Source organism: Nonomuraea sp. NPDC049725, assembly GCF_040674795.1.
Taxonomy (GTDB): domain Bacteria; phylum Actinomycetota; class Actinomycetes; order Streptosporangiales; family Streptosporangiaceae; genus Nonomuraea; species Nonomuraea ceibae.
This window is the reverse complement of the sequence record NZ_JBFANJ010000025.1, coordinates 43,258-61,545: the sequence shown is the minus strand read 5'-3', so window position 1 is coordinate 61,545 and position 18,288 is coordinate 43,258. Positions and strand designations below refer to the sequence as shown.

The 18,288-nt window shown below is 72.7% G+C and carries 23 protein-coding genes; 16 read left to right on the top strand and 7 right to left on the bottom strand.

Features of this window, described 5'->3' with window-relative positions; all coding sequences use genetic code 11:
* Positions 1 to 4: 4 nt before the first annotated feature.
* Genes AB0J53_RS41350 through AB0J53_RS41340 form a run of 3 tightly spaced genes read left to right on the top strand, consistent with a single transcriptional unit; the run spans position 5 to position 2,808 of the window.
* Positions 5 to 2,155 (top strand): P-loop NTPase fold protein, encoded by a 2,151-nt coding sequence (locus AB0J53_RS41350; RefSeq protein ID WP_364182846.1) that lies wholly within the window; start codon positions 5 to 7, stop codon positions 2,153 to 2,155.
* Between the two features lie 50 nt (positions 2,156 to 2,205).
* Positions 2,206 to 2,475, top strand: a complete 270-nt coding sequence (locus AB0J53_RS41345; RefSeq protein WP_364182844.1) for a hypothetical protein — start codon at positions 2,206 to 2,208, stop codon at positions 2,473 to 2,475.
* Positions 2,476 to 2,496: 21 nt separating this feature from the next.
* Positions 2,497 to 2,808, top strand: a complete 312-nt coding sequence (locus tag AB0J53_RS41340) for a hypothetical protein (RefSeq protein ID WP_364182841.1) — start codon at positions 2,497 to 2,499, stop codon at positions 2,806 to 2,808.
* On the opposite strand, the gene AB0J53_RS41335 is transcribed toward AB0J53_RS41340, so the two are convergent.
* The gene (locus AB0J53_RS41335) at positions 2,805 to 3,266 is read right to left on the bottom strand and encodes an NAD(P)H-dependent oxidoreductase (RefSeq protein WP_364182838.1); all 462 of its coding nucleotides are present in this window, start codon (positions 3,264 to 3,266) and stop codon (positions 2,805 to 2,807) included. The two genes, AB0J53_RS41340 and AB0J53_RS41335, sit on opposite strands and share 4 nt — an antisense overlap.
* 82 nt (positions 3,267 to 3,348) lie before the next feature.
* Between AB0J53_RS41335 and AB0J53_RS41330 the strand changes: the two genes are divergently transcribed.
* From AB0J53_RS41330 to AB0J53_RS41300, 7 genes are all read left to right on the top strand, one after another.
* Entirely contained in the window at positions 3,349 to 4,026 is a 678-nt protein-coding gene (locus AB0J53_RS41330) for a hypothetical protein (RefSeq protein ID WP_364182836.1), read from the top strand.
* 97 nt (positions 4,027 to 4,123) lie between these two features.
* A complete protein-coding gene (bla, locus tag AB0J53_RS41325; protein ID WP_364182833.1) occupies positions 4,124 to 5,002 on the top strand; it encodes a class A beta-lactamase in 879 nt (292 codons plus the stop codon).
* 47 nt (positions 5,003 to 5,049) lie between these two features.
* Positions 5,050 to 6,156 (top strand): sensor histidine kinase, encoded by a 1,107-nt coding sequence (locus tag AB0J53_RS41320; RefSeq protein WP_364182830.1) that lies wholly within the window; start codon positions 5,050 to 5,052, stop codon positions 6,154 to 6,156.
* Positions 6,153 to 6,812, top strand: a complete 660-nt coding sequence (locus AB0J53_RS41315) for a response regulator transcription factor (RefSeq protein WP_219508835.1) — start codon at positions 6,153 to 6,155, stop codon at positions 6,810 to 6,812. The genes AB0J53_RS41320 and AB0J53_RS41315 overlap by 4 nt, the downstream gene beginning before the upstream one ends.
* 60 nt (positions 6,813 to 6,872) lie before the next feature.
* Positions 6,873 to 7,865 (top strand): NAD(P)-dependent alcohol dehydrogenase, encoded by a 993-nt coding sequence (locus AB0J53_RS41310; protein WP_219508834.1) that lies wholly within the window; start codon positions 6,873 to 6,875, stop codon positions 7,863 to 7,865.
* Between the two features lie 21 nt (positions 7,866 to 7,886).
* Positions 7,887 to 8,438 carry a dienelactone hydrolase family protein gene (locus AB0J53_RS41305; protein WP_364182827.1) on the top strand — a complete coding sequence of 184 codons (552 nt, stop codon included), beginning with the start codon at positions 7,887 to 7,889 and terminating at the stop codon, positions 8,436 to 8,438.
* A 90-nt stretch (positions 8,439 to 8,528) separates the two neighbouring features.
* On the top strand, positions 8,529 to 8,714 hold the full coding sequence (locus AB0J53_RS41300; protein ID WP_219508832.1) for a DUF5708 family protein: 186 nt from the start codon (positions 8,529 to 8,531) through the stop codon (positions 8,712 to 8,714).
* Here AB0J53_RS41300 and AB0J53_RS41295 read toward each other — a convergent pair.
* The 4 genes from AB0J53_RS41295 to AB0J53_RS41280 all read right to left on the bottom strand — a co-directional run bounded on the left by AB0J53_RS41295 (position 8,626) and on the right by AB0J53_RS41280 (position 11,101).
* Positions 8,626 to 8,985: a hypothetical protein gene (locus AB0J53_RS41295; RefSeq protein WP_364182825.1), complete on the bottom strand. Its 360-nt coding sequence runs from the start codon at positions 8,983 to 8,985 to the stop codon at positions 8,626 to 8,628. The two genes, AB0J53_RS41300 and AB0J53_RS41295, sit on opposite strands and share 89 nt — an antisense overlap.
* The gene (locus tag AB0J53_RS41290; protein WP_364182822.1) at positions 8,986 to 10,038 is read right to left on the bottom strand and encodes a serine/threonine-protein kinase; all 1,053 of its coding nucleotides are present in this window, start codon (positions 10,036 to 10,038) and stop codon (positions 8,986 to 8,988) included.
* Between the two features lie 77 nt (positions 10,039 to 10,115).
* Positions 10,116 to 10,328, bottom strand: coding sequence for a PLDc N-terminal domain-containing protein (locus AB0J53_RS41285; RefSeq protein ID WP_364182819.1), 213 nt, complete (start codon positions 10,326 to 10,328; stop codon positions 10,116 to 10,118).
* A 20-nt stretch (positions 10,329 to 10,348) separates the two neighbouring features.
* Positions 10,349 to 11,101: a class I SAM-dependent methyltransferase gene (locus AB0J53_RS41280; protein WP_357592696.1), complete on the bottom strand. Its 753-nt coding sequence runs from the start codon at positions 11,099 to 11,101 to the stop codon at positions 10,349 to 10,351.
* A 73-nt stretch (positions 11,102 to 11,174) separates the two neighbouring features.
* On the opposite strand from AB0J53_RS41280, the gene AB0J53_RS41275 reads away from it, so the two are divergent.
* Positions 11,175 to 11,744: a CGNR zinc finger domain-containing protein gene (locus AB0J53_RS41275; protein ID WP_219508824.1), complete on the top strand. Its 570-nt coding sequence runs from the start codon at positions 11,175 to 11,177 to the stop codon at positions 11,742 to 11,744.
* Positions 11,745 to 11,870: 126 nt separating this feature from the next.
* Positions 11,871 to 12,011, top strand: coding sequence for a hypothetical protein (locus AB0J53_RS41270; RefSeq protein WP_219508823.1), 141 nt, complete (start codon positions 11,871 to 11,873; stop codon positions 12,009 to 12,011).
* 125 nt (positions 12,012 to 12,136) lie between these two features.
* Here AB0J53_RS41270 and AB0J53_RS41265 read toward each other — a convergent pair whose 3' ends face one another.
* Positions 12,137 to 12,391: a hypothetical protein gene (locus AB0J53_RS41265; RefSeq protein ID WP_364182815.1), complete on the bottom strand. Its 255-nt coding sequence runs from the start codon at positions 12,389 to 12,391 to the stop codon at positions 12,137 to 12,139.
* Between the two features lie 439 nt (positions 12,392 to 12,830).
* On the opposite strand from AB0J53_RS41265, the gene AB0J53_RS41260 reads away from it, so the two are divergent.
* From AB0J53_RS41260 to AB0J53_RS41245, 4 genes are all read left to right on the top strand, one after another.
* Positions 12,831 to 14,657 carry a glycosyltransferase gene (locus AB0J53_RS41260; RefSeq protein WP_364182813.1) on the top strand — a complete coding sequence of 609 codons (1,827 nt, stop codon included), beginning with the start codon at positions 12,831 to 12,833 and terminating at the stop codon, positions 14,655 to 14,657.
* A gap of 73 nt (positions 14,658 to 14,730) precedes the next feature.
* Positions 14,731 to 15,747: an energy-coupling factor ABC transporter permease gene (locus tag AB0J53_RS41255; protein WP_364182810.1), complete on the top strand. Its 1,017-nt coding sequence runs from the start codon at positions 14,731 to 14,733 to the stop codon at positions 15,745 to 15,747.
* A gap of 20 nt (positions 15,748 to 15,767) precedes the next feature.
* Positions 15,768 to 16,523: a cobalt ECF transporter T component CbiQ gene (cbiQ, locus tag AB0J53_RS41250; RefSeq protein WP_364182808.1), complete on the top strand. Its 756-nt coding sequence runs from the start codon at positions 15,768 to 15,770 to the stop codon at positions 16,521 to 16,523.
* Positions 16,520 to 17,266, top strand: a complete 747-nt coding sequence (locus AB0J53_RS41245; protein WP_364182805.1) for an ABC transporter ATP-binding protein — start codon at positions 16,520 to 16,522, stop codon at positions 17,264 to 17,266. The genes cbiQ and AB0J53_RS41245 overlap by 4 nt, the downstream gene beginning before the upstream one ends.
* On the opposite strand, the gene AB0J53_RS41240 is transcribed toward AB0J53_RS41245, so the two are convergent.
* Positions 17,242 to 18,276, bottom strand: a complete 1,035-nt coding sequence (locus AB0J53_RS41240; RefSeq protein ID WP_364182802.1) for a potassium channel family protein — start codon at positions 18,274 to 18,276, stop codon at positions 17,242 to 17,244. The genes AB0J53_RS41245 and AB0J53_RS41240 overlap by 25 nt on opposite strands.
* Positions 18,277 to 18,288: the final 12 nt, after the last annotated feature.

The window sequence follows — 18,288 nt, the reverse complement described above, 5'->3', positions numbered from 1 at the left end:
GAGCGTGAGCGCACCTGGAGAGGCCGGGATGGAGCGGGCCGTCGTACGGGTCGGCAACGGCCGGAGCAGGGGCGCGGGTGTGCTGGTCGCGCCCGACCTCGTGGTGACGTGCGCGCATCTGTTCGGGGGGTGGGACGAGGGGCCGCCGACGGCGGTGGAGGTGGACTTTCCGTTCCTGGGGAGCGGGCCGGTGGGCGCGGAGGTCGTGTTCTGGTCGTCGTCCCAGGAGGGGGATCTCGCGGTCCTGCGGCTGGACGCGGCCGCCGCGGTGCAGGGGGCCAGGCCGGTGCCGCTCGCGTCCGGGGTGCTGCCGGACCAGCAGGTGGCGGTGTACGGGTTCCCCAACGATCACGAGGCAGGCGTCTGGACGTTCGGGCAGGTCGTGGGGCCGCTGCCGAGCGGGTTCGTGCAGGTGCAGGCGTCCACCGGTTCGGGGTTCACGGCGGGATACTCCGGGGCGCCGGTCTGGAGCCACGAACGCCAGGCGGTGCTCGGCATCATGGTCGCGTCGGATGCCAAGCGCCAGATCGGCCTGATGCGCTCGGTCGACTCGCTCAGGAGCATGCTGCCGCCGGAACTCGATCTGCTCATCAGCGCCCAGGAAGCCCCACCGGCGGGCGACTCGCGGGGGGAGCCCGAGGACGAGGGCGTCCGGGGGCGGGAGCGTACGGAATGGGTGAACGACGCCCCGGCGGACCACGACCTGCTCAAACGGGCCGCCCTGGCCGGGGTGCTCGCCCGGCAGTTACGCCAGGCCAGGACCGACACCCCGGGCTCGTCGTTCCTCGTGCACGTGGACGGGTCCTGGGGCACGGGCAAGAGCACGCTGCTCAAGCTGCTCGCCGCCGATCTGCGGAGCGACTCGCTCGTGGTGTTCTTCGATACCTGGCGGCACGTGCGCATCGAGCCGCCGTGGTGGGCGCTGCTGACCGCGATACGGAAGGCGGTCGTCGCCGCCCGGCCGCGCCGGCGGCGTCCGGCGTTCCTCGTACGGGAGCTGGTCGCGCGGGTGCGGCGCGACGGCGCCCCGCAGGTGGTGTCCGGCCTGCTGCTGGTCGGCGCGGCGCTGCTTCTCGTGTCGCTGTTCGGGTCGGGCGCCGTGGGCGGGATCGAGCCCACGCTCAAGACCGCCACCACGCTGCTGGGCACCCTGGGCGGGCTGTGGACGGCCGGAGTGCTGGTCAGCAGGTACGCGATGTGGGCGTCGGCGCGACGCGCCCGTTCCTTCGAGGAGTCGCACCACGATCCCATGAACGACGTCGCCGAGCACCTCGCCTGGCTGGTCCGGCACGCCGGGCGGCCGATCGTCGTGCTCATCGAGGACCTCGACCGGTGCAACGCGGACTACGTGGTCAACTTCCTCGACTCCGTGCAGACGCTGCTGCGGGACGTGCCGGAACGCTGGAAGCACTCCAAGCACCACGCGCCCAGCTTCGTCGTCGCGATGGACGGCGCCTGGCTGCGCTGCGCCTACGAGAACGCGTACGAGACGTTCAAGCCCGCCGTGTCGGCGCCAGGGCGTCCGCTCGGCTACCTGTTCCTGGACAAGCTGTTCCAGCTCAGCGTCCCGATGCCGAGGCTGGGCGCGACCAGCCGCGACCAGTATTTCGGCCGGCTGCTCGGCACCGCCGCCGCGCCGTCGCCGGCGGGGGCCGAGCGGGTCAGGGCGGAGCTCGACCGGAGCGGCGACGAGACCCAGGTGCTGAAGGTGCTGGAGAAGGCCGACCCGGAAGTGCGGCAGGCGGTGGCGTCGCAGGCGGTCGAGCGCATCCTCGACGCCGACGTCCAGGATCTGTCGCATCATGCTCTGTCCAGGTTCGCCCGGTTGTTCCACAGCAATCCGAGGGCGATGAAGCGGTTCGTCAACACCTACACCGTGCTGCGGGCCGTACGCGTGCTGGAAGGCAGCGTGGTGCCGACGGACACCCTGGCCCTGTGGACCCTGCTCCGCATCCGCTGGCCGGAGCTGGCCGATCATCTCGAAGCGCACCCCGACGACATCACGCGGCTCATGGACCGGTCGGGCGGCGACGACCTCCCGGAGGCGCTGCGGGAGCTGGCAGCCTCGGCCGACCTGCACGAGGTGCTGCACGCCGTGCCCGGCGCCGAGCTGACTCCCGAGCAGATCCGCGCATGTTCCGGAGCCGGTGACTGACCGCTGCGGGGCCGGGCGTTGTACGGTGCGGTGGAGGAGGGCGACGCTCCATGGCTGACGAGCAGATCACGACCATCGGCAGATGCCACATGTGCAAGCGCACCTTCGGCTACACGCCCGCGACCGTCATGACGGTCATGATGGACCCCGACACCAACCTTCCGCTGGGCATGACGATCTCCGGCGCCCTGCGCGAGCCCTCGCCGGAGGCCGCGGCCCGGGCGGTGGCGCGCCACGTCTGCCCCGCCTGCGTCGACAAGGTCAAGCAGCTCAAGACCTTCATGGACGCCCCATCCACCCCACCGTGGGGCGACTCCTGACGGCAGACCCGAGGAGACGGCGTGGACGAGCTCGAACGACGGTTCCACCGGGCGATGGTGGGCATTTACGAGACCGCCAAGCGCGAGCTCGGCTACAACGCGACGCGCTTCCTGCAGATGCTCAGCGAGCGCGGCGGGGTCGAGACCGCGAGGCAGCTCCTGCGGGCCGACGCCCCGTCCGACGGGTTCACCACGCTCTGGACCCACGGACGGCTCGATCTCACGGTCGAGGCCCACGTCCTGCAGGCGGGCTACGAGAGCCTGTTCTCCGACGAGGACCGGGAGCGGGCGAGCCGGCGGCTGGAGAGCTATGGGTGGCGGGTTGGGCGTTAGCTGATGGTGGCGGCGAGGGTGGCGCCCAGGGTCCAGCAGGCTTCGAGGTCGGCCTTGGCCGGGGCGCCGACGACGGTGACCGGGTGGTGGGCGCGTTCCCAGCCGAGCCCGGCGGCGATCGACTCCACCGCGCGGACCGCGCCCGCCGGGTCGTTGTTGCCGTGCACGTACAGGCCGTACGGCAGGCGGCGGGTCTCCTCCAGGCACGGGTAGTAGACGGTGTCGAAGAAGTGCTTGAGCGCTCCGCTCATGTAGCCGATGTTGACCGGGGTGCCGAGCAGGATCCCGTCGGCCTGGAGCACGTCGACGGCGGTGGCGTGCAGGGCGGCGCGGGTGACGACCTCGACGCCCTCGATCTCGTCGGTGGTGGCGCCGCGCCGCACGGCCTCGAAGAGCTCGTGCAGCGTGGGCGAGGCGGTGTGGTGGACGATCAGCAGCCGGCGGGCTTCTTGCGACACGCTGCCGATACTTTCACGCCGAGTGCCGTGGTCAGCGGGAGGCGGGGAGTTCCGGAGGGGAGTGCGGGGTAGCAGGGGGTGCATGGTGACATCGCTCGTGCGGTCAGGGTTCGGCGCCGCGGCGCGCCTGCGACGGGGACGTCCGCTGCATCCGGCCGGGCTCGTCCTCGACGCGCGGCTGCGCGTGCACGGGACGGGCCGGGTGTGGGGGGCGGAGTTCCTCGACCGGCGGATGGATCTGGAGGGGATCGCCCGGTTCTCCCGGTCCACGGGGGTGCCGCCGCCGCTGCCCGACATTCTGGGGATCGCGTTGCGCTGGGAGCAGTCCGATCTGCTGCTGGCCAGCACCGGTCACACCGTGCTCGGGCGGCGCCTGCTCAGGCCGGCCCGGGCGTGGGCGCCCGGCCTCTACAGCTCGCTGTTCTCGTACGAGGTGGGCGGGCGGCGGGTGCTGATCGGCGCGCTGCCGAGGGCGGGACGGCGGCTGCCGGCCAGATTCGACGCGCTCGCCCGGGCGGTGGCTGACGGGCCGCTGCTGCTGGATCTGCTGGTCGCGGCCCCGGCGGGGCCGTGGGAGGTGTTCGGGCAGGTGGAGGTGGCCGGTCCGGCGCGGACCGACGCCGAGCGGCCGACCCGCTTCGATCCCGTACGCCGTCCCGTGCCGGGGATGCGGCAGGCCGGATGGCTGAGCGAGGTGCGGGAGGCGGCGTACTCCGGCGCGCAGCAGGTGGCCGACCAGCCGCACGAAGAACGCGTCTGACCCCGCGTCCCACCCCGCCTGGCCCCCGGGCAACCCGCGCCCGACCCCCCGTTCGACCCGTCGTCCGGTTCCGCGCCGGGCGCGAGAGGATGAAGGCATGCGATATCTCCGGGCCGCGCTGGCGGTTCTTCTGGTCAGCGGCGGCGTCACGGGCACGGCGTCGGCGGACACCGGTCAGGTCGCGAAGGAGTTGCGCAAGCTGGAGGCGTCGTTCCAGGGGCGCATCGGCGCGTACGCGGTCGACACGGGCACCGGCAGGACCGTGGCGTACCGGGCGGACGAGCGGTTCGCGATGCTGTCGACGTTCAAGGCGCCGCTGTGCGCGGCCGTGCTGCAGAAGGCGCGCACCCACCAGCCGGGGCTGATGGGCAAGGTCGTCAAGTGGACGGCCGCCGACATGACGCCGAACTCGCCGGTCACCGAGAAGCACCTCAAGCACGGCCTGACCGTCTCCCGGCTCTGCGCGGCGGCGGTGACGCGCAGCGACGGCACCGCCTCCAACCTGCTGCTCAGGCAGATCGGCGGCCCCGCCGGGCTGACCCGCTACTTCCGCACGCTGCGGGACCCGGTCTCACGGATGGACCGCACGCACCCCGGGCTGAACGACTGGACGCCCAAGGAGAAGCGCGACACCACGACGCCCGCGGCGATGGCGGGGGACCTGCGCCGGCTCGCGACGGGCAACGCGCTGCACGCCAAGGACCGCGAGCAGCTCATCGCCTGGCTGCTGGCCAACAAGACCGGCGCCGAGCGCATCCGCGCCGGGCTGCCCCGGAGCTGGAAGGTCGGCGACAAGACCGGGACCAACTCCAGCGGGTTCGGCGGCGGCAACGACATCGCCGTCGTCTGGCCCGGCAAGGGGGCCGCGCCCATCATCATGGCGATCTACACGAACCGTACGCCGGGCCTGCCCACCGACAACCGGACCATCGCGAGGACGGCCACCGCCCTGGCCCGCGCCCTCGGCAAACTCTGACAAATCCCGAGGTGCCGGAAACCGGCTGCCGTCCGTACGATGGCGGGGTGCGTCGTTCCATGTGGGACGAGCCGCGTCCGGTCGACCCGCCCCGGCGGGTGTGGCGGGATTGGGTGCTCGTGGGGGTGCTCGCGCCGGTCGCGCTGCTCGAAGGCTTGCTGCGGCCGGACCTGCCGTGGCGGGCCGCGTCGATCGTCGTGGCCGTCGGGCTGGTGCCGACGCTGCTGTGGCGGCGGACCCGGCCGCTGCTGATGCTGGTGATCGCGTTCGGCGTCACCGGGCTGGCGCCGCTGGTGGCCGGCGGCGACACGTCCACGTACACGATGGCCTATCTGCTGCTCCTGCCCTACGCGCTGGTGCGGTGGGGGTCGGGGCGGGAGGCGGTCGCGGGGCTGGTCGTCATGCTGGCGTCGATCGGCTACTCGACGGTGCCGGCGCGGACCCCGCTCGCCGACGCGGTGGGGGCGTTCTCGCTGATGGTGGCGGTGGTGGCGCTCGGCGTGGCGTTCCGCTACCGGGCCGGGGCGCGGGCGCGCGAGCTCGACCGGGTGAAGCTGCTCGAACGCGAGCGGCTGGCCCGCGACCTGCACGACACCGTCGCCCACCACGTCTCGGCCATGGCGATCAGGGCGCAGGCGGGGCTGGCGACCGGCACGCCCGACGCGGCGGCCGAGTCGCTGCGGGTGATCGAGGCGGAGGCGTCGCGCACGCTCAAGGAGATGCGGGCGATGGTCCGCGTCCTGCGCCGGAACGAACCCGGCGAACCCCCGCCCACCGGGCATCTCGCGGACCTCGAACAGCTCGCCGAAGCCCGCGGCGGACCGCGCGTCGACGTGGAGCTGGCGGGCGACCTCGACGGCCTGGAGCCGGCCACGACCGCCGCGATCTACCGCATCGCCCAGGAATCGGTCACCAACGCCAGGCGCCACGCCCGCGACGCCACCCGGATCGCGATCCGGGTCACCGCCGACGACACGTCCGTCCGGCTGCGGGTCAGCGACGACGGCGAGCCGGGGCCCGCCGCCACCCCCGGGTACGGGCTGCTCGGCATGGCCGAACGCGCCGAGCTGCTCGGCGGCAGCTTCGAGGCCGGGCCCGGCGACGGCGGCTGGACGGTGTCGGCGGTGCTGCCCCGGGCGGAGGCGGCCACGTGAGCATCCGTGTGCTGGTCGCCGACGACCAGGAGATCACCCGCACCGGGCTCCGGATGATCCTCGACGCCCAGCCCGGCATCGAGGTCGTCGGCGAGGCGGGCGACGGGCGGCGGGCCGTCGAGCTGGCGCGGCGGCTGCGGCCCGACGTGTGCCTGTTCGACATCCGGATGCCCTACCTGGACGGCATCCAGGCAACCCGCGCGCTCGCCGGGCCGGACGTCCCCGACCCGCTCGCCGTCGTCGTCATCACCACGTTCGACCTGGACGAGTACGTGCACGCCGCGCTGCGGGCCGGCGCGCGCGGCTTCCTGCTCAAGGACGCCGGGACCGAGCTGCTCACGCAGGCGGTCCGGGCCGCGGCGGGCGGCGACGCGCTCATCGCGCCGAGCGTCACCGTGCGGCTGCTGGCCGCCTTCGCCGGAGCCGCGCCGCCCGCACCGCCCGTCGAGCCGCTGACCGACCGCGAGGAGCAGATCCTCGCCGCCGTGGCGCGCGGGCGCACCAACAGCGAGATCGCCGACGAGCTGCGCATCACGCTCAGCACGGTGAAGAGCCACGTCGCGAACCTGATGACCAAGCTCGGCGTCCGCAACCGCGTCGAGATCGCCATGTGGGCGTACGAGACGAACCGGGCGGGGAACCGGCCGATGGGCTGACGAGGCGCTGGTCCTTTCGGCCGTTACCCCCCTCAAGGGGCCGCGCCCACACTGTGGGACATGAAGGCATACGTCTTACGTTCGTACGGATCGCCCGACGTCCTGCAGCTCACCGAGCTGCCCACCCCGGTGCCGGGGCACGGAGAGGTGCTGGTCCGCGTGCGCGCCACGTCCGTCCAGCCCTACGACTGGCACCTCATGCGCGGGGAGCCGCGCGTGTCCCGGCTGATGCCCGGCCCGCTGGGGCTGCGCGGGCCGAAGATCACCGTGCTCGGCGCCGACGTCGCCGGGCAGGTCGAGGCCATCGGCCCCGGCGTCACCGGCTTCCGGCCGGGCGACGACGTGTTCGCCATGCCCCAGCAGGGCGGCTTCGGCGAGTACGTGTGCGTACCGGAGAAGGATCTCGCGCCGATGCCCGCGGGCCTGTCGTACGAGGAGGCGGCGGCGCTGCCGCTGGCCGCCGGGACCGCGCTGCTGGCGGTGCGCGACGTGGGCCGGGTGCGGCCGGGGCAGCGGGTGCTGGTCAACGGCGCGTCGGGCGGCGTCGGCACGTTCGCGGTGCAGCTCGCCAAGGCGTACGGGGCGCACGTCACCGGCGTGTGCGGCGAGCGGAACCTGGACCTGGTCCGGTCGCTCGGCGCCGATGAGGTCCTCGACCGGGCCAAGCAGGACTTCACCGGCCACGAGGGACGCTACGACGTGCTGGTGGACAACGCGGGCGGCCGTACGGGCGCCGAGTGCCGCAGGGCGCTCACCCGCAAGGGCGTCCACGTGCTCGTCGGCGGGCCGGGCGGGCGGTGGCTGCAGCCGGCCGGGCGCATGTTCGCGCTCCTGGCGGTGGCGCCGTTCGTGTCGCAGCGGGTGGCGCTGGTGGACGTGGTGGGCTGCAAGGAGATGGGCGCGAACCTGCGGACGCTGGCCGCGCTCGTCGAGGGCGGCGAGGTCAGGGTGGTGATCGACCGGCGCTTCCGGTTCGAGGAGATCCCCGAGGCGGTCCGCTACCAGGAGCAGGGACGCGTCACGGGCAAGGTCGTCGTCAGCGGATTGTCGTAGCCGTAGGACATGCTGGGCCGCATGACTGACGTGCTGCTGTTCCACCACGCGCTCGGGCTGACCCCGGGGGTGCTGGCCTTCGCCGACGAGCTGCGCGGGGCCGGGCACACCGTGCACGTGCCCGACCTCTACGAGGGCCGCGTCTTCGACGACCTGGAGGCGGGGGCCGCGCACGCGCAGGAGATCGGCTTCGGCACGCTCGTCGAGCGCGGGCGGGCCGTCGCCGAAGGGCTGACCCCGGAGCTGGTCTACGCCGGGTTCTCGCTGGGCGTGGTCCCGGCGCAGACGCTGGCGCGCACCAGGGCCGGGGCGAAGGGTGCGCTGCTGCTGGAGGCCTGCCTGCCCGCCGACGACTGGCCCGCCGAGGTGCCGGTCCAGGTTCACGGGATGGACGCCGACCCGTTCTTCGCGGGCGAGGGCGACCTCGACGCCGCCAGGGCGCTCGGCGCGGAGCTGTTCCTCTATCCGGGCGGGCGTCACCTGTTCGCCGACAGCAGCCTGCCCTCCTACGACGCGGGCGCGGCCAAGCTGCTCACCGAGCGGGCGCTGGCGTTCCTGCATCGAAAGATGTAGGCCGATCTCGTCAGCGCGCAGGAAGCCCGCCCACCAGGGAGTCAATAGCGTAGGAGACCTCAGCAGGCATGATCGAAATGAGGCTCCGTCATGGCTCCCGGCCGCAAGAACCTGTTCACCGGCCTCGCCGTCTTCGTCGGCGGGCTGCTGCTGTGGCAGTTCGGGCTCGATGTCGAGATCGTGGTGTTCAACCCGTCGAAGATCGGCGTGGTGATGATGGTGATCGGCGCGCTGGAGGCGCTGTGGGGCCTCTACCGGATGCGCGCCGAGTCCTGAGCCGCCGGTCCTGCACCGCCGTGGTCAGGGCGAAGGCGACCAGCCCGTTGACGTAGGCCACCAGGCCCAGCGCGATCCCCCTGATCTCCAGCACGTCCCACCGGGTGACGACCAGCGCCACCAGGCCGAGGCCCAGCAGGGGTTGCAGCGGCAGCACCGCCACCGCCGTCAGGAGCCGGTTGCGGGCCAGGAAGTCACGCCCGCGCGCGAGGACGATCCAGGCCAGGACCGCGCACACGGCCAGGATCAGGACGAGCGTCGTCACCTCCATCTAGCCGCGCCTCCTCAGGAAGAGGACTGCCGCCACCCCGCCGGCGATCCAGACGAACATGATCGGCCAGAACGGCACCCCGCTCGCCACCCACGGGAACGGCGCCGGCGAGAAGCCGCCCCCGGGATCGGGCTCGTAGCCGTAGTCGGCGGCGAGCGCCACCACGAGCGTGACGACGACGGCGGCCATCTGCATGACGAACGCCCACGTCACCGGCCGGCCGGCGCGGCGGGCGGGCGCGGCCTCCTCGTCCTGGCCCAGGATGCGGCGCAGCAGCTCGCCGGCCGTCGGGCGGTCGGCCGGCGACTTGGCCAGGCAGTCGGCCAGCACGTCCCGTACGTCCTGCGGGACCCCGGTGAGGTCGGGCGGCTGGGTCAGGATGCGGTTGAACACCGCCGGGATGCTGTCCTGACCGAACGCCGGCCGGCCCGTCGCCGCGAACACCATCGACACGGCCCAGGAGAACACGTCCGACTCCGGCCCCACGGGCTCGCCGCCGAGCTGCTCGGGCGACATGTACGGCGGGGTGCCGACGACGGAGCTGGTCTGGGTCGCCGTCGCCTCCAGCACGCGGGCGATGCCGAAGTCGACCACCCGGGGGCCGTCGGGGCCGAGCAGCACGTTGCCCGGCTTGAAGTCGCGGTGCACTATCCCGGCCTGGTGGATGGCCTGCAGCGCGGCGGCGGTGGCGAGCATGAGACGGCGCAGCCCGCCCGCGTCGCGGGGGCCGTCGCGGCTGATGAGCTGCTGCAGCGACTCGCCGGGGATGTACTCGCTGACGATGTAGGGCCGGTCGCCGTCGACGTCGGCTTCGAGCACCCGTGCCGTGCCGAACGAGCCGACGCTGCGGGCGGCGTCGAGCTCGCGGACGAACTGGCGGCGGTGCTCGGCGACGAGCCGGGCGTGCAGCACCTTGATCGCCACCGGCCGGCCTGACGGGTCGCGGCCGAGGTAGACGGCGCCCTGGCCGCCCTCGCCGAGCAGGGCCTCCACCTGGTAGGCGCCGACGCGCGCCGGGTCGGACTGGCTCAGGGGCCGGGGGGCGGAGACCATCCAGCTCTTATATCAAGATCCCCCCGGCGTGGGCAGGGCAATCGGAGAAGGGATACCCGCGTCGCGGCGGGCGGTGGTCAGCGCTTGCGGCCGAAGGCGAAGTAGGCGAGCGGGCCGGCGAAGTTGACGAAGACCGCCGCGCGCCAGGCCCGCTTGGAGCCCTTGATCTCGGCGGCGGGCCGGCGCTGGAGGTCGATCAGCGCCGCGCCCAGGAGGCCGAGCTGCGCGCCCGTGAGCGCGCCGATCGCCGTCCGCTGCCCTTTGCTCAGCTCACGCCACTGTTTCGCCATGAACGTGATGATAAATCACGCTATCGGATGGCGCAGAGCAGGCGGTTGTTGCCGCGCTGCCACAGCGTGCCGGTCTCGCTGAAGCCGGCCTCGCGCAGCGCCGTGACGTGGTGGGAGAGCAGGTTGGACTCCGAGCCGCGGTGGTCGGCGCCGGCGGTGGTCCGCTCGGCGTTGAGCGCGCTGAGGTCGGGGTCGGCGGCGACCGCGTCCCACCAGGCGCGCCAGTCCTCGGGGTGGTCGCCGGCGAAGACGCGCTCGGTCTGGGTGTCGTGGATGGCGCGTTCGAGGCGGGCCAGGCCGGGGGTGACGTCGTCGGAGTCGAGGTGGTCGCCGTTGAGCAGGAGACCGCCGGGCCGCAGCACGCTCGCGAGCTCGCCGTACATCGCGCGCAGGTCGGGCGGGGAGATCCAGTGCAGGGCGGTGGTGCTCACGGCGGCGTCGGCGGGGCGGTCGAGGCCGAGCGTGGCGGTCCAGCCGGGGGTGCGCAGGTCGGCGGCCACGAACGTCAGGTGCGGGTAGGCGGCGCGGCCGAGGCCTAGCAGCAGCGGGTCGGCGTCCACGGCGATCACCCGGGCCTTGGGCAGCCGCTCGACGAGGCGGGCGGACAGCGAGCCGGGGCCGCAGCCGAGGTCGATCACCAGAGGGTCGGGCCGGTCGAGCGCCTCCACGGCGTCGATCAGGGCGGTGAAGCGCTCCTCGCGGTCGGGCAGGTAGCCCGCCTGCTGGCGGTCCCAGCGCGCGAGCCAGGCGAGTGCGGCATCGTGGGTGAGCACAGTAGGTCTCCTTGTGACTGTCGTTTATGCTTTCAGCAGTCACAGACTAGAGCGCAAAGGTGTAACTGGTCAATTGAACTTCAACAGTCACACGGACGGAGTGGTCCGGGTCGCCGTCGGGCTGGTCAACAGCCTGACCCCGGGCGAGCGGCGTGGCCGGCCCGCGCCGCCGCCCGCCGACACCGCCGCGGCGGCCACCGAGGGGCTGCGCGTCGGCTATCCGAGCCACCGCCCGGCGACCGAGGCCGAGGCGGCCGAGCTGGTCGCCGTCGCGCTGCGGCTGCGGGAGGTCTTCGAGGCCGTGGCGGCGGACGACGTGGACACGGCGGCGCTGCGGGTCAACGCGCTGCTGGAGGAGTCGCGGGCCAGGCCGATGCTGCAGCGGCACGACGGCGAGCCGTGGCACCTGCACTTCCACGGCACCGGCGGCACGATGGCGGGCGACTGGGCGGCGAGCTGCGCCACCGGGCTGGCGCTGGTGCTGGGGAGCGAGTTTCACGACCGGCTCGGGGTGTGCACCGCGCCGCACTGCGATCGGGTCTACGTGGACGTCTCGCGTAACGGAACGCGCCGGTTCTGTTCAACTCCTTGCCAGAACCGGGTCAAGACTGCGGCATTCAGAGCGCGCAGCAAGACTGTCTAGCCCGACACATCCGGAAATATCATCCCGGCCTGGAGTGCCAGCCAGGAAAGAGGACGCGAATAAGGCTCGTGCGCCCTTCTGACGTGCCAGAATGGCGCCACTGTGACCCCCTCCCCACCATTCCCCGTGAACCTGGTCGGCATGTCGAACGGCGACGTGCTGATGCTGCCTGCCGTGTGGCCGGTGCGCCTCACTCCCGAGCAGCGGCGCCAGCTCGTGGAGCGGCTGCTCGACGCCGAGACCGAAGAGCTGGGTGTCGATCCGTGACGGATCCCCCTGCTCCAGCTCCCCGGGGGCGGCCCGGGGAGCTGGAGCCCGCTTTGTGATGTATTGACGTCCCCCACGTCACAAAGGTTCACACAAGTCTATAAATGGCCATCTCCACTGAGAAATCAGGCGGCACCCGACAAGTCCGCATGCTTGTCGCGTTCTATCTGGGCCTGGAGGATCTCCTGCCGCTCGTCGCTGATCCTGCGCGTCAGGATCATGTACGCCTTCAGCACCTTGGCGTAGGACCGCCGCGCCTCGTCGAGCTGTTCGGCCAGCATGAGCGCCCGGTCGGCATCGCCCTCGCGCCGGGCCTCGGCCAGCATGGCCCCCGCGTCGTCGACGATCTGCTCGGCCCGTTGCCGGGTCCGGCGCAACACTTCGGAGCACTCGAAGAGCTCTCCCAGTCGCGCTGAGGAAACGATGAACTCTGCCGTGTGCACGGCCGACCCGTTGCCTGCCGTCCGCCGGAGATCTGTTTCCATACCCGCCACCTCCACCGTCAAAGGTTGCCTCACTGTAGACGCGCAATCGCGATCCGTGGATCACGCTCGGATTCTGGAGGTACGGGTCTGTGCCCCCGGAGGACTTCTCTTCTCCCGAGGGGGAAAACAGCGCCCCTGAAGCCGATTCGGTGGGGGTTAAATACGGCGCTTAGTCGTCTTACCTGGGTTTATCGAGTGAATGCGGCAATCGTCCGGCTGAGTAAATCCGGGGCACCAAGACTGGCGATCGCCCACGCCGCCGGGGCCGGCGGTCACATACTGATACGAGGCGGATGCGGATCGTGACGCTCCGGGGTGCGGGTTGGTGGTGGCCATGGTGAAGGACGACACGGTGGACGTGAGCATCGTCATCCCCGCCCGCAACTGCAGGCCGTACCTGGACCGGTGCCTCACCTCGGCGCTCGTGCAGCGGGTGGCCGCGGAGATCGTCGTGGTCGACGACGGCTCCACCGACGGCACCGCCGAGCTGCTCGGCCTCTACGCCGAATACCACCGCGACCGCTTCAAGGTGGTCCGGCTCGAAGGCTCGGGCGGCGCGGGCCGCCCCCGCAACGTCGGGCTCGACCACGCGGCGGGCCGCTACGTGTTCTTCTGCGACGCCGACGACTACCTCGGCCCCGAGGCGCTGGAGCGCATGGTGGCCGTGGCCGACGCCAACGGCTCCGACATCGTGCTCGGCAAGATCGTCGGGCACGGCCGGCGGGCCCCGGCGTCGATGTTCCACCACAACGCCGACCGCGCCGAGCTGGGCGCCAGCGCCGTCTACAACAGCCTGAGCTGCTTCAAGCTGTTCCGCAGGGAGATGCTGGAGCGCCACCGGATCAGGTTCCGCGAGGGGCTGCTGGTCGGCGAGGACATCTACTTCACCGTGCACGCCTACTGCCACGCGGGCACGATCTCGGTGGTCGCCGACTACGACTGCTACCACCTGGTGGCCAGGGCCGACGGCAGCAGCATCATGCAGCAGCCCGACAGCCGCGACCCGCTGGCCTGGCTGCACATGATCCGCGGGCCGATCGGGCTCATGACCGACCACGTCCCGCCGGGGCCGCTGCGCGACCATCTGCTGCTGCGCCACTTCAGGCTCGACGTGTTCGCGCAGCTCGGCGCACCCTTCCTGGAGGCGGGGGAGGTGCGGCGCAAGGAGATCGCGCAGGCCGTGGCCGGGCTGTGCGACCAGTGGCTCACGCCGGGCGTCTACCGGGGGCTGACCGGCACTGACCAGCAGCGGCTCGCGGCGCTCGGCGACGTGGACCGGCTGGCGCGGCTGGCCGACCTGGAGGGCGCCACCGTGCGCCGGAAGCTGACCGGACTGTGCTGGGACGGCGACCGGCTGGCGGTCACGGTGGCGGTCGACCTGGAGGGCATCGGCGTGCCCGACGCGGTGTCGCTGGTGCTGCGCACCCGGGACGACCCCCGGCGCGAGCTGGTGGTGCGCGCCCGGCCGGGCGACCCGGGCGAGAGCGCCGAGCCAGGCCGCCGCTACACCGCCCGGGTCGACGCGCGGGCGCTCGGCTCCGGGATCTGGGACGTGCGCGTGTCGGCCGAGCGCGAGGGCGTGCTGCGCACCGGCAGGCTGGGCGCCGACCGTGACGGCGCCCTGGTGCTCCCGGCGCCCCGGCTGATCGGTGCGGCGGCGGTGCTGCCGTACTTCACGCGCGACAACGGCAACCTCAGCGTCGACGTCGGCGGCTACGTGGTGGGGGTGCCGGGGAGCGTGCGCATCACCAGGACCAGGTGGTCGCTCGGGCGGCGGCTGGTGATCGACGGGGAGATCACGGTCGCCGGCGGTGTGCCGCCGGAGGAGGCCGTGCGGCGGCTGGTGTGGCGCGAGCGCGGCAGCGGGCGCGAGCGCGCCGACGTGGTGGCGGCGCTGCCCGGAGGCGGGTTCGTGGCCCGGCCGGCGGTGGGCAGGCTGCCGCCCGGCACCTGGGACGCCTACCTGGAGCTGGACCTGGGCGGCCCGCCCGCGCGGTTCCGGATCGAGACCGAGGCCGCGACGGTCGCCGCGCCGCGCCGCTGGCTGGGCGGGAGCGCGCTGCTGAGCGTCCGCCCGTACGCGACGTCCGGCAAGGGCCGGTTGAGCACGGTGGTGCGGCAGCTCAGCGCGCGGGCGGTGATCCGAAGAATCATGCGCTAATGCCATCCATATGCAGGTGCAAGACGATGACCTAAAGTAGGTACGTTTGTTCACCTGCATCCGGAGGCTGGTCGTGCACGTCCCCGATGGCTTCTTCAACGCAGCAGTGTCCGTGTCGGCCGGGGTGGTGGCCGCCGCGGGAGTGGCGGTCTGCCTACGCGGCGCCCGGCGCGAGCTCGACGACCGCACCGCGCCCATGGCGGGGCTGGTGGCCGCCTTCATCTTCGCCGTCCAGATGCTCAACTTCCCGGTCGCGGCCGGGACCAGCGGCCACCTGCTCGGCGGGGCGCTGGCGGCGATACTCGTCGGACCCTACACAGGCGTGCTGTGCATGGCCGTGGTGCTGATCGTGCAGGCGCTGTTCTTCGCCGACGGCGGGCTCACCGCGCTGGGCGTCAACATCACGCTCATGGGCCTGGTGACCGTGCTCGTCGGCTGGGGCGTCTTCCGGGCGATCACCAGGGTCGCGCCGGGCCGGGGCGGGGTGACCGCCGCCGCGTTCGTCGCCTCGCTGCTGTCGGTGCCGGCCTCCGCGCTGGTGTTCACCGTGCTGTTCTGGGTCGGCGGCACCGCGCCGATCGAGCTCGGCACGGTCGCGGCCGCGATGGGCGGCGTGCACGTGCTCATCGGCATCGGCGAGGGCCTGATCACCGCGCTCACCGTCGGCGCCGTCCTCGCGGTCCGGCCCGACCTGGTGTACGGCGCGCGGGGCCTGGCCAGACCGCTGGAGCTGCGCGGCGCCGACGGCACGACCGTCGTGAGCCAGGAGCCCGAGAGCGCCGGGCGGCCGGCGCCCGCCAGGGGTGGCAGGCCGTTCGTGCTCGGCGCGCTCGGCGTCACGCTGGTGCTGGCCGGGCTGGTGTCGTCCTACGCCTCCGCCGACCCCGACGGGCTGGAGTCGGTGGCCGAGGAGAAGGGCTTCCTGGGCCAGGCGGCCGACCACCTGTTCGGCACCTGGGCGCTGGCCGACTACGGTGAGGTCGGCGGCATCCCCGTGGGCGTCGCGGGAATCATCGGCGTCGGCATCACCCTGCTCGTCGCCGGGGTCGTGGCCTGGGCCGCGCGCGGGCGCGACCGCACACGGGTCTGAGTCGGGAGGCGGTGGAGCCGGTGGGATCGGGGCACGCGCACCGGCTCTACCTGCCGGGCGGCTCGCCGGTGCACCGGCTGCCCGCGCAGTGCAAGCTGCTCGCCGTCCTGTGCTTCGCGCTGGTGGTGGTGGCCACGCCGCGCGAGCGGTTCTGGGCCTTCGCCGCGTACGCGCTGCTGCTGGCCGGGGTGGCGGCCGTGGCCAGGCTCCCCGTCGCGTACGTGCCGAGGCGCATGGTGGTCGAGCTGCCGTTCGTGCTGTTCGCGTTCCTGATCCCGGTCATCGGGCTGGGGGAGCGGACCGTGGTGCTCGGGATGTCGCTGAGCGTGCCGGGGCTCTGGGCGGCCTGGAACATCCTGGCCAAGGCGACGCTCGGCGTGGTCGCCTCGATCCTGCTGGCGGCGACGACCGAGCCGAGGGCGCTGCTGCTCGGTGCGCAGCGGCTGCGGGTGCCTGGGCTGCTGGTGCAGATCGCCATGTTCATGCTGCGCTACCTGGACGTGATCATGGATGAGATGCGGCGGATGCGGGTCGCCCGTGAGTCGCGCGGGTTCGAGGCGCGCAACCTGCGGCAGGCCCCGGTGATCGCGCGGTCGGCGGGGGCGCTGTTCATCCGGTCGTACGAGCGCGGCGAGCGGGTGCATCTGGCGATGCTCAGCCGCGGCTACAGCGGCCAGATGCCGATAATTGACGATATTTCGGCATCTGCCGTGCAGTGGGGGGCCGCGCTCGCCCTCCCCGCCGCGGCCCTGGCAGTTCTGGGGCTCTCCCTATGACGCGACCCACGCTCAACTCCCTCGAAGTCAGCCGCCTCGCCTACGCCTACCCCGACGGCACGCAGGCCCTCTACGGCGTGGACCTGACGATCCGGCGCGGCGAGCGGGTGGCGCTGCTCGGCCCCAACGGCGCCGGCAAGACCACGCTCGTCATGCACCTCAACGGCATCCTGGCGGCCGGGCACGGCACGGTGACGGTCGCCGGCACGCCGGTGCGCCGCGACACGCTCAAGGAGATCAGGCAGCGCGTCGGCCTGGTCTTCCAGGACCCCGACGACCAGCTCTTCATGCCCACCGTGCGCGACGACGTGGCGTTCGGCCCGGCCAACTCGGGGCTGCGCGGCGAGGAGCTGGAGGCCGTGGTCAAGAGCGCGCTGGAGCGCGTCGGCATGCTGGAGGCCGCCGACCGGCCGCCGCACCACCTGTCGTTCGGCCAGCGCCGCCGGGTCGCGGTGGCGACCGTGCTGGCGATGGAGCCGGAGATCCTGGTGCTCGACGAGCCGTCGTCCAACCTCGACCCGGCGGCCCGCAGGGAGCTGGCCGAGATCCTGCGCTCGCTGGACGTGACCGTGCTCATGGTCACCCACGACCTGCCGTACGCGCTGGAGCTGTGCGAGCGCTCGCTCATCCTGTCGGACGGGGTGATCGCCGCCGACGGGGCCACCCGCGAGCTGCTGGCCGACGAGGCGCTGCTGGCCCGCCACCGGCTGGAGCTGCCCTACGGGTTCGCCGTCCCGGGCTGAGGCGGCACGTGGATGAGCACCAGGCGGTCGCCCGCCCGCAGCTCGGCGACCTCAGGATCGGTGTAGTTGAGCATCCGGCCGTCGCGCACCACGGCCACCGCGATCTCCTCGCCGCGGGCCGGCGGGCCGCCCACCTCGTCGGCGCGCACCGGCCGCTCGTACAGGTCCAGGCCCTTGCCGTACACGAGCAGGTCCTCGATCAGCGCGCTGACGGCGGGACTCTGAGTGGCGACGCCGAGCATGCGGCCGGCCGCCTCCGAGGAGGTGATCACCACGTCGGCGCCGCTCTGCCGGACCAGGGGGTCGTTCTCGGCCTCGCGGACGGCGGCCACGATCGTCGCGCCCGGGTTGAGGCTGCGGGCGGTGAGCGTGACCAGGGCGGTCGTGTCGTCGCGCCGGGTGGCGATGATCACCTCGCGCGCCTGCCTGATCCCGGCGAGGTCGAGGATGTGGCTGCGGCTGCCGTCGCCGGTGATCCCGGCGAAGCCGTGGGCCGACGCCTCGGCCACGACGCCCGGATCGGGGTCGACCACGACGATCGACTCCTTGGGGCAGCCGTTCTCCAGCAGCGTGCGGCTCGCGGCGCGGCCCTTGGTGCCGTAGCCGACGATCACCGTGTGGTCGCGCAACCTGCCCCTCCAGCGTTCGATGAGTATGGCCTCGCGGGTGCGCCGGGTGAGCACCTCCAGCGTGGTGCCCACGAGCACGACCAGAAAGGCGATCCGCAGCGGCGTGACGGCGACGATGTTGACGACCCGGGCCGCCGTGCTGACCGGGGTGATGTCACCGTAGCCGGTCGTGGAGATCGACACGGTCACGTAGTAGAGGGCGTCGAGCAGGCTGACGTCGCCGTCGGCGCTGTCGCGGTAGCCGTCGAGATCCACCGCTACCAGCACGAACATGGCGAGCAGCATCGCCAGGGCGATCGCCATCCGGCGCAGCACGGCGCGCAGCGGGCTGAGACGGGCCTCGGGCAGGCGGACACCCCGTGCCGGCTCATCCTCATGCATACCGGTGATCGT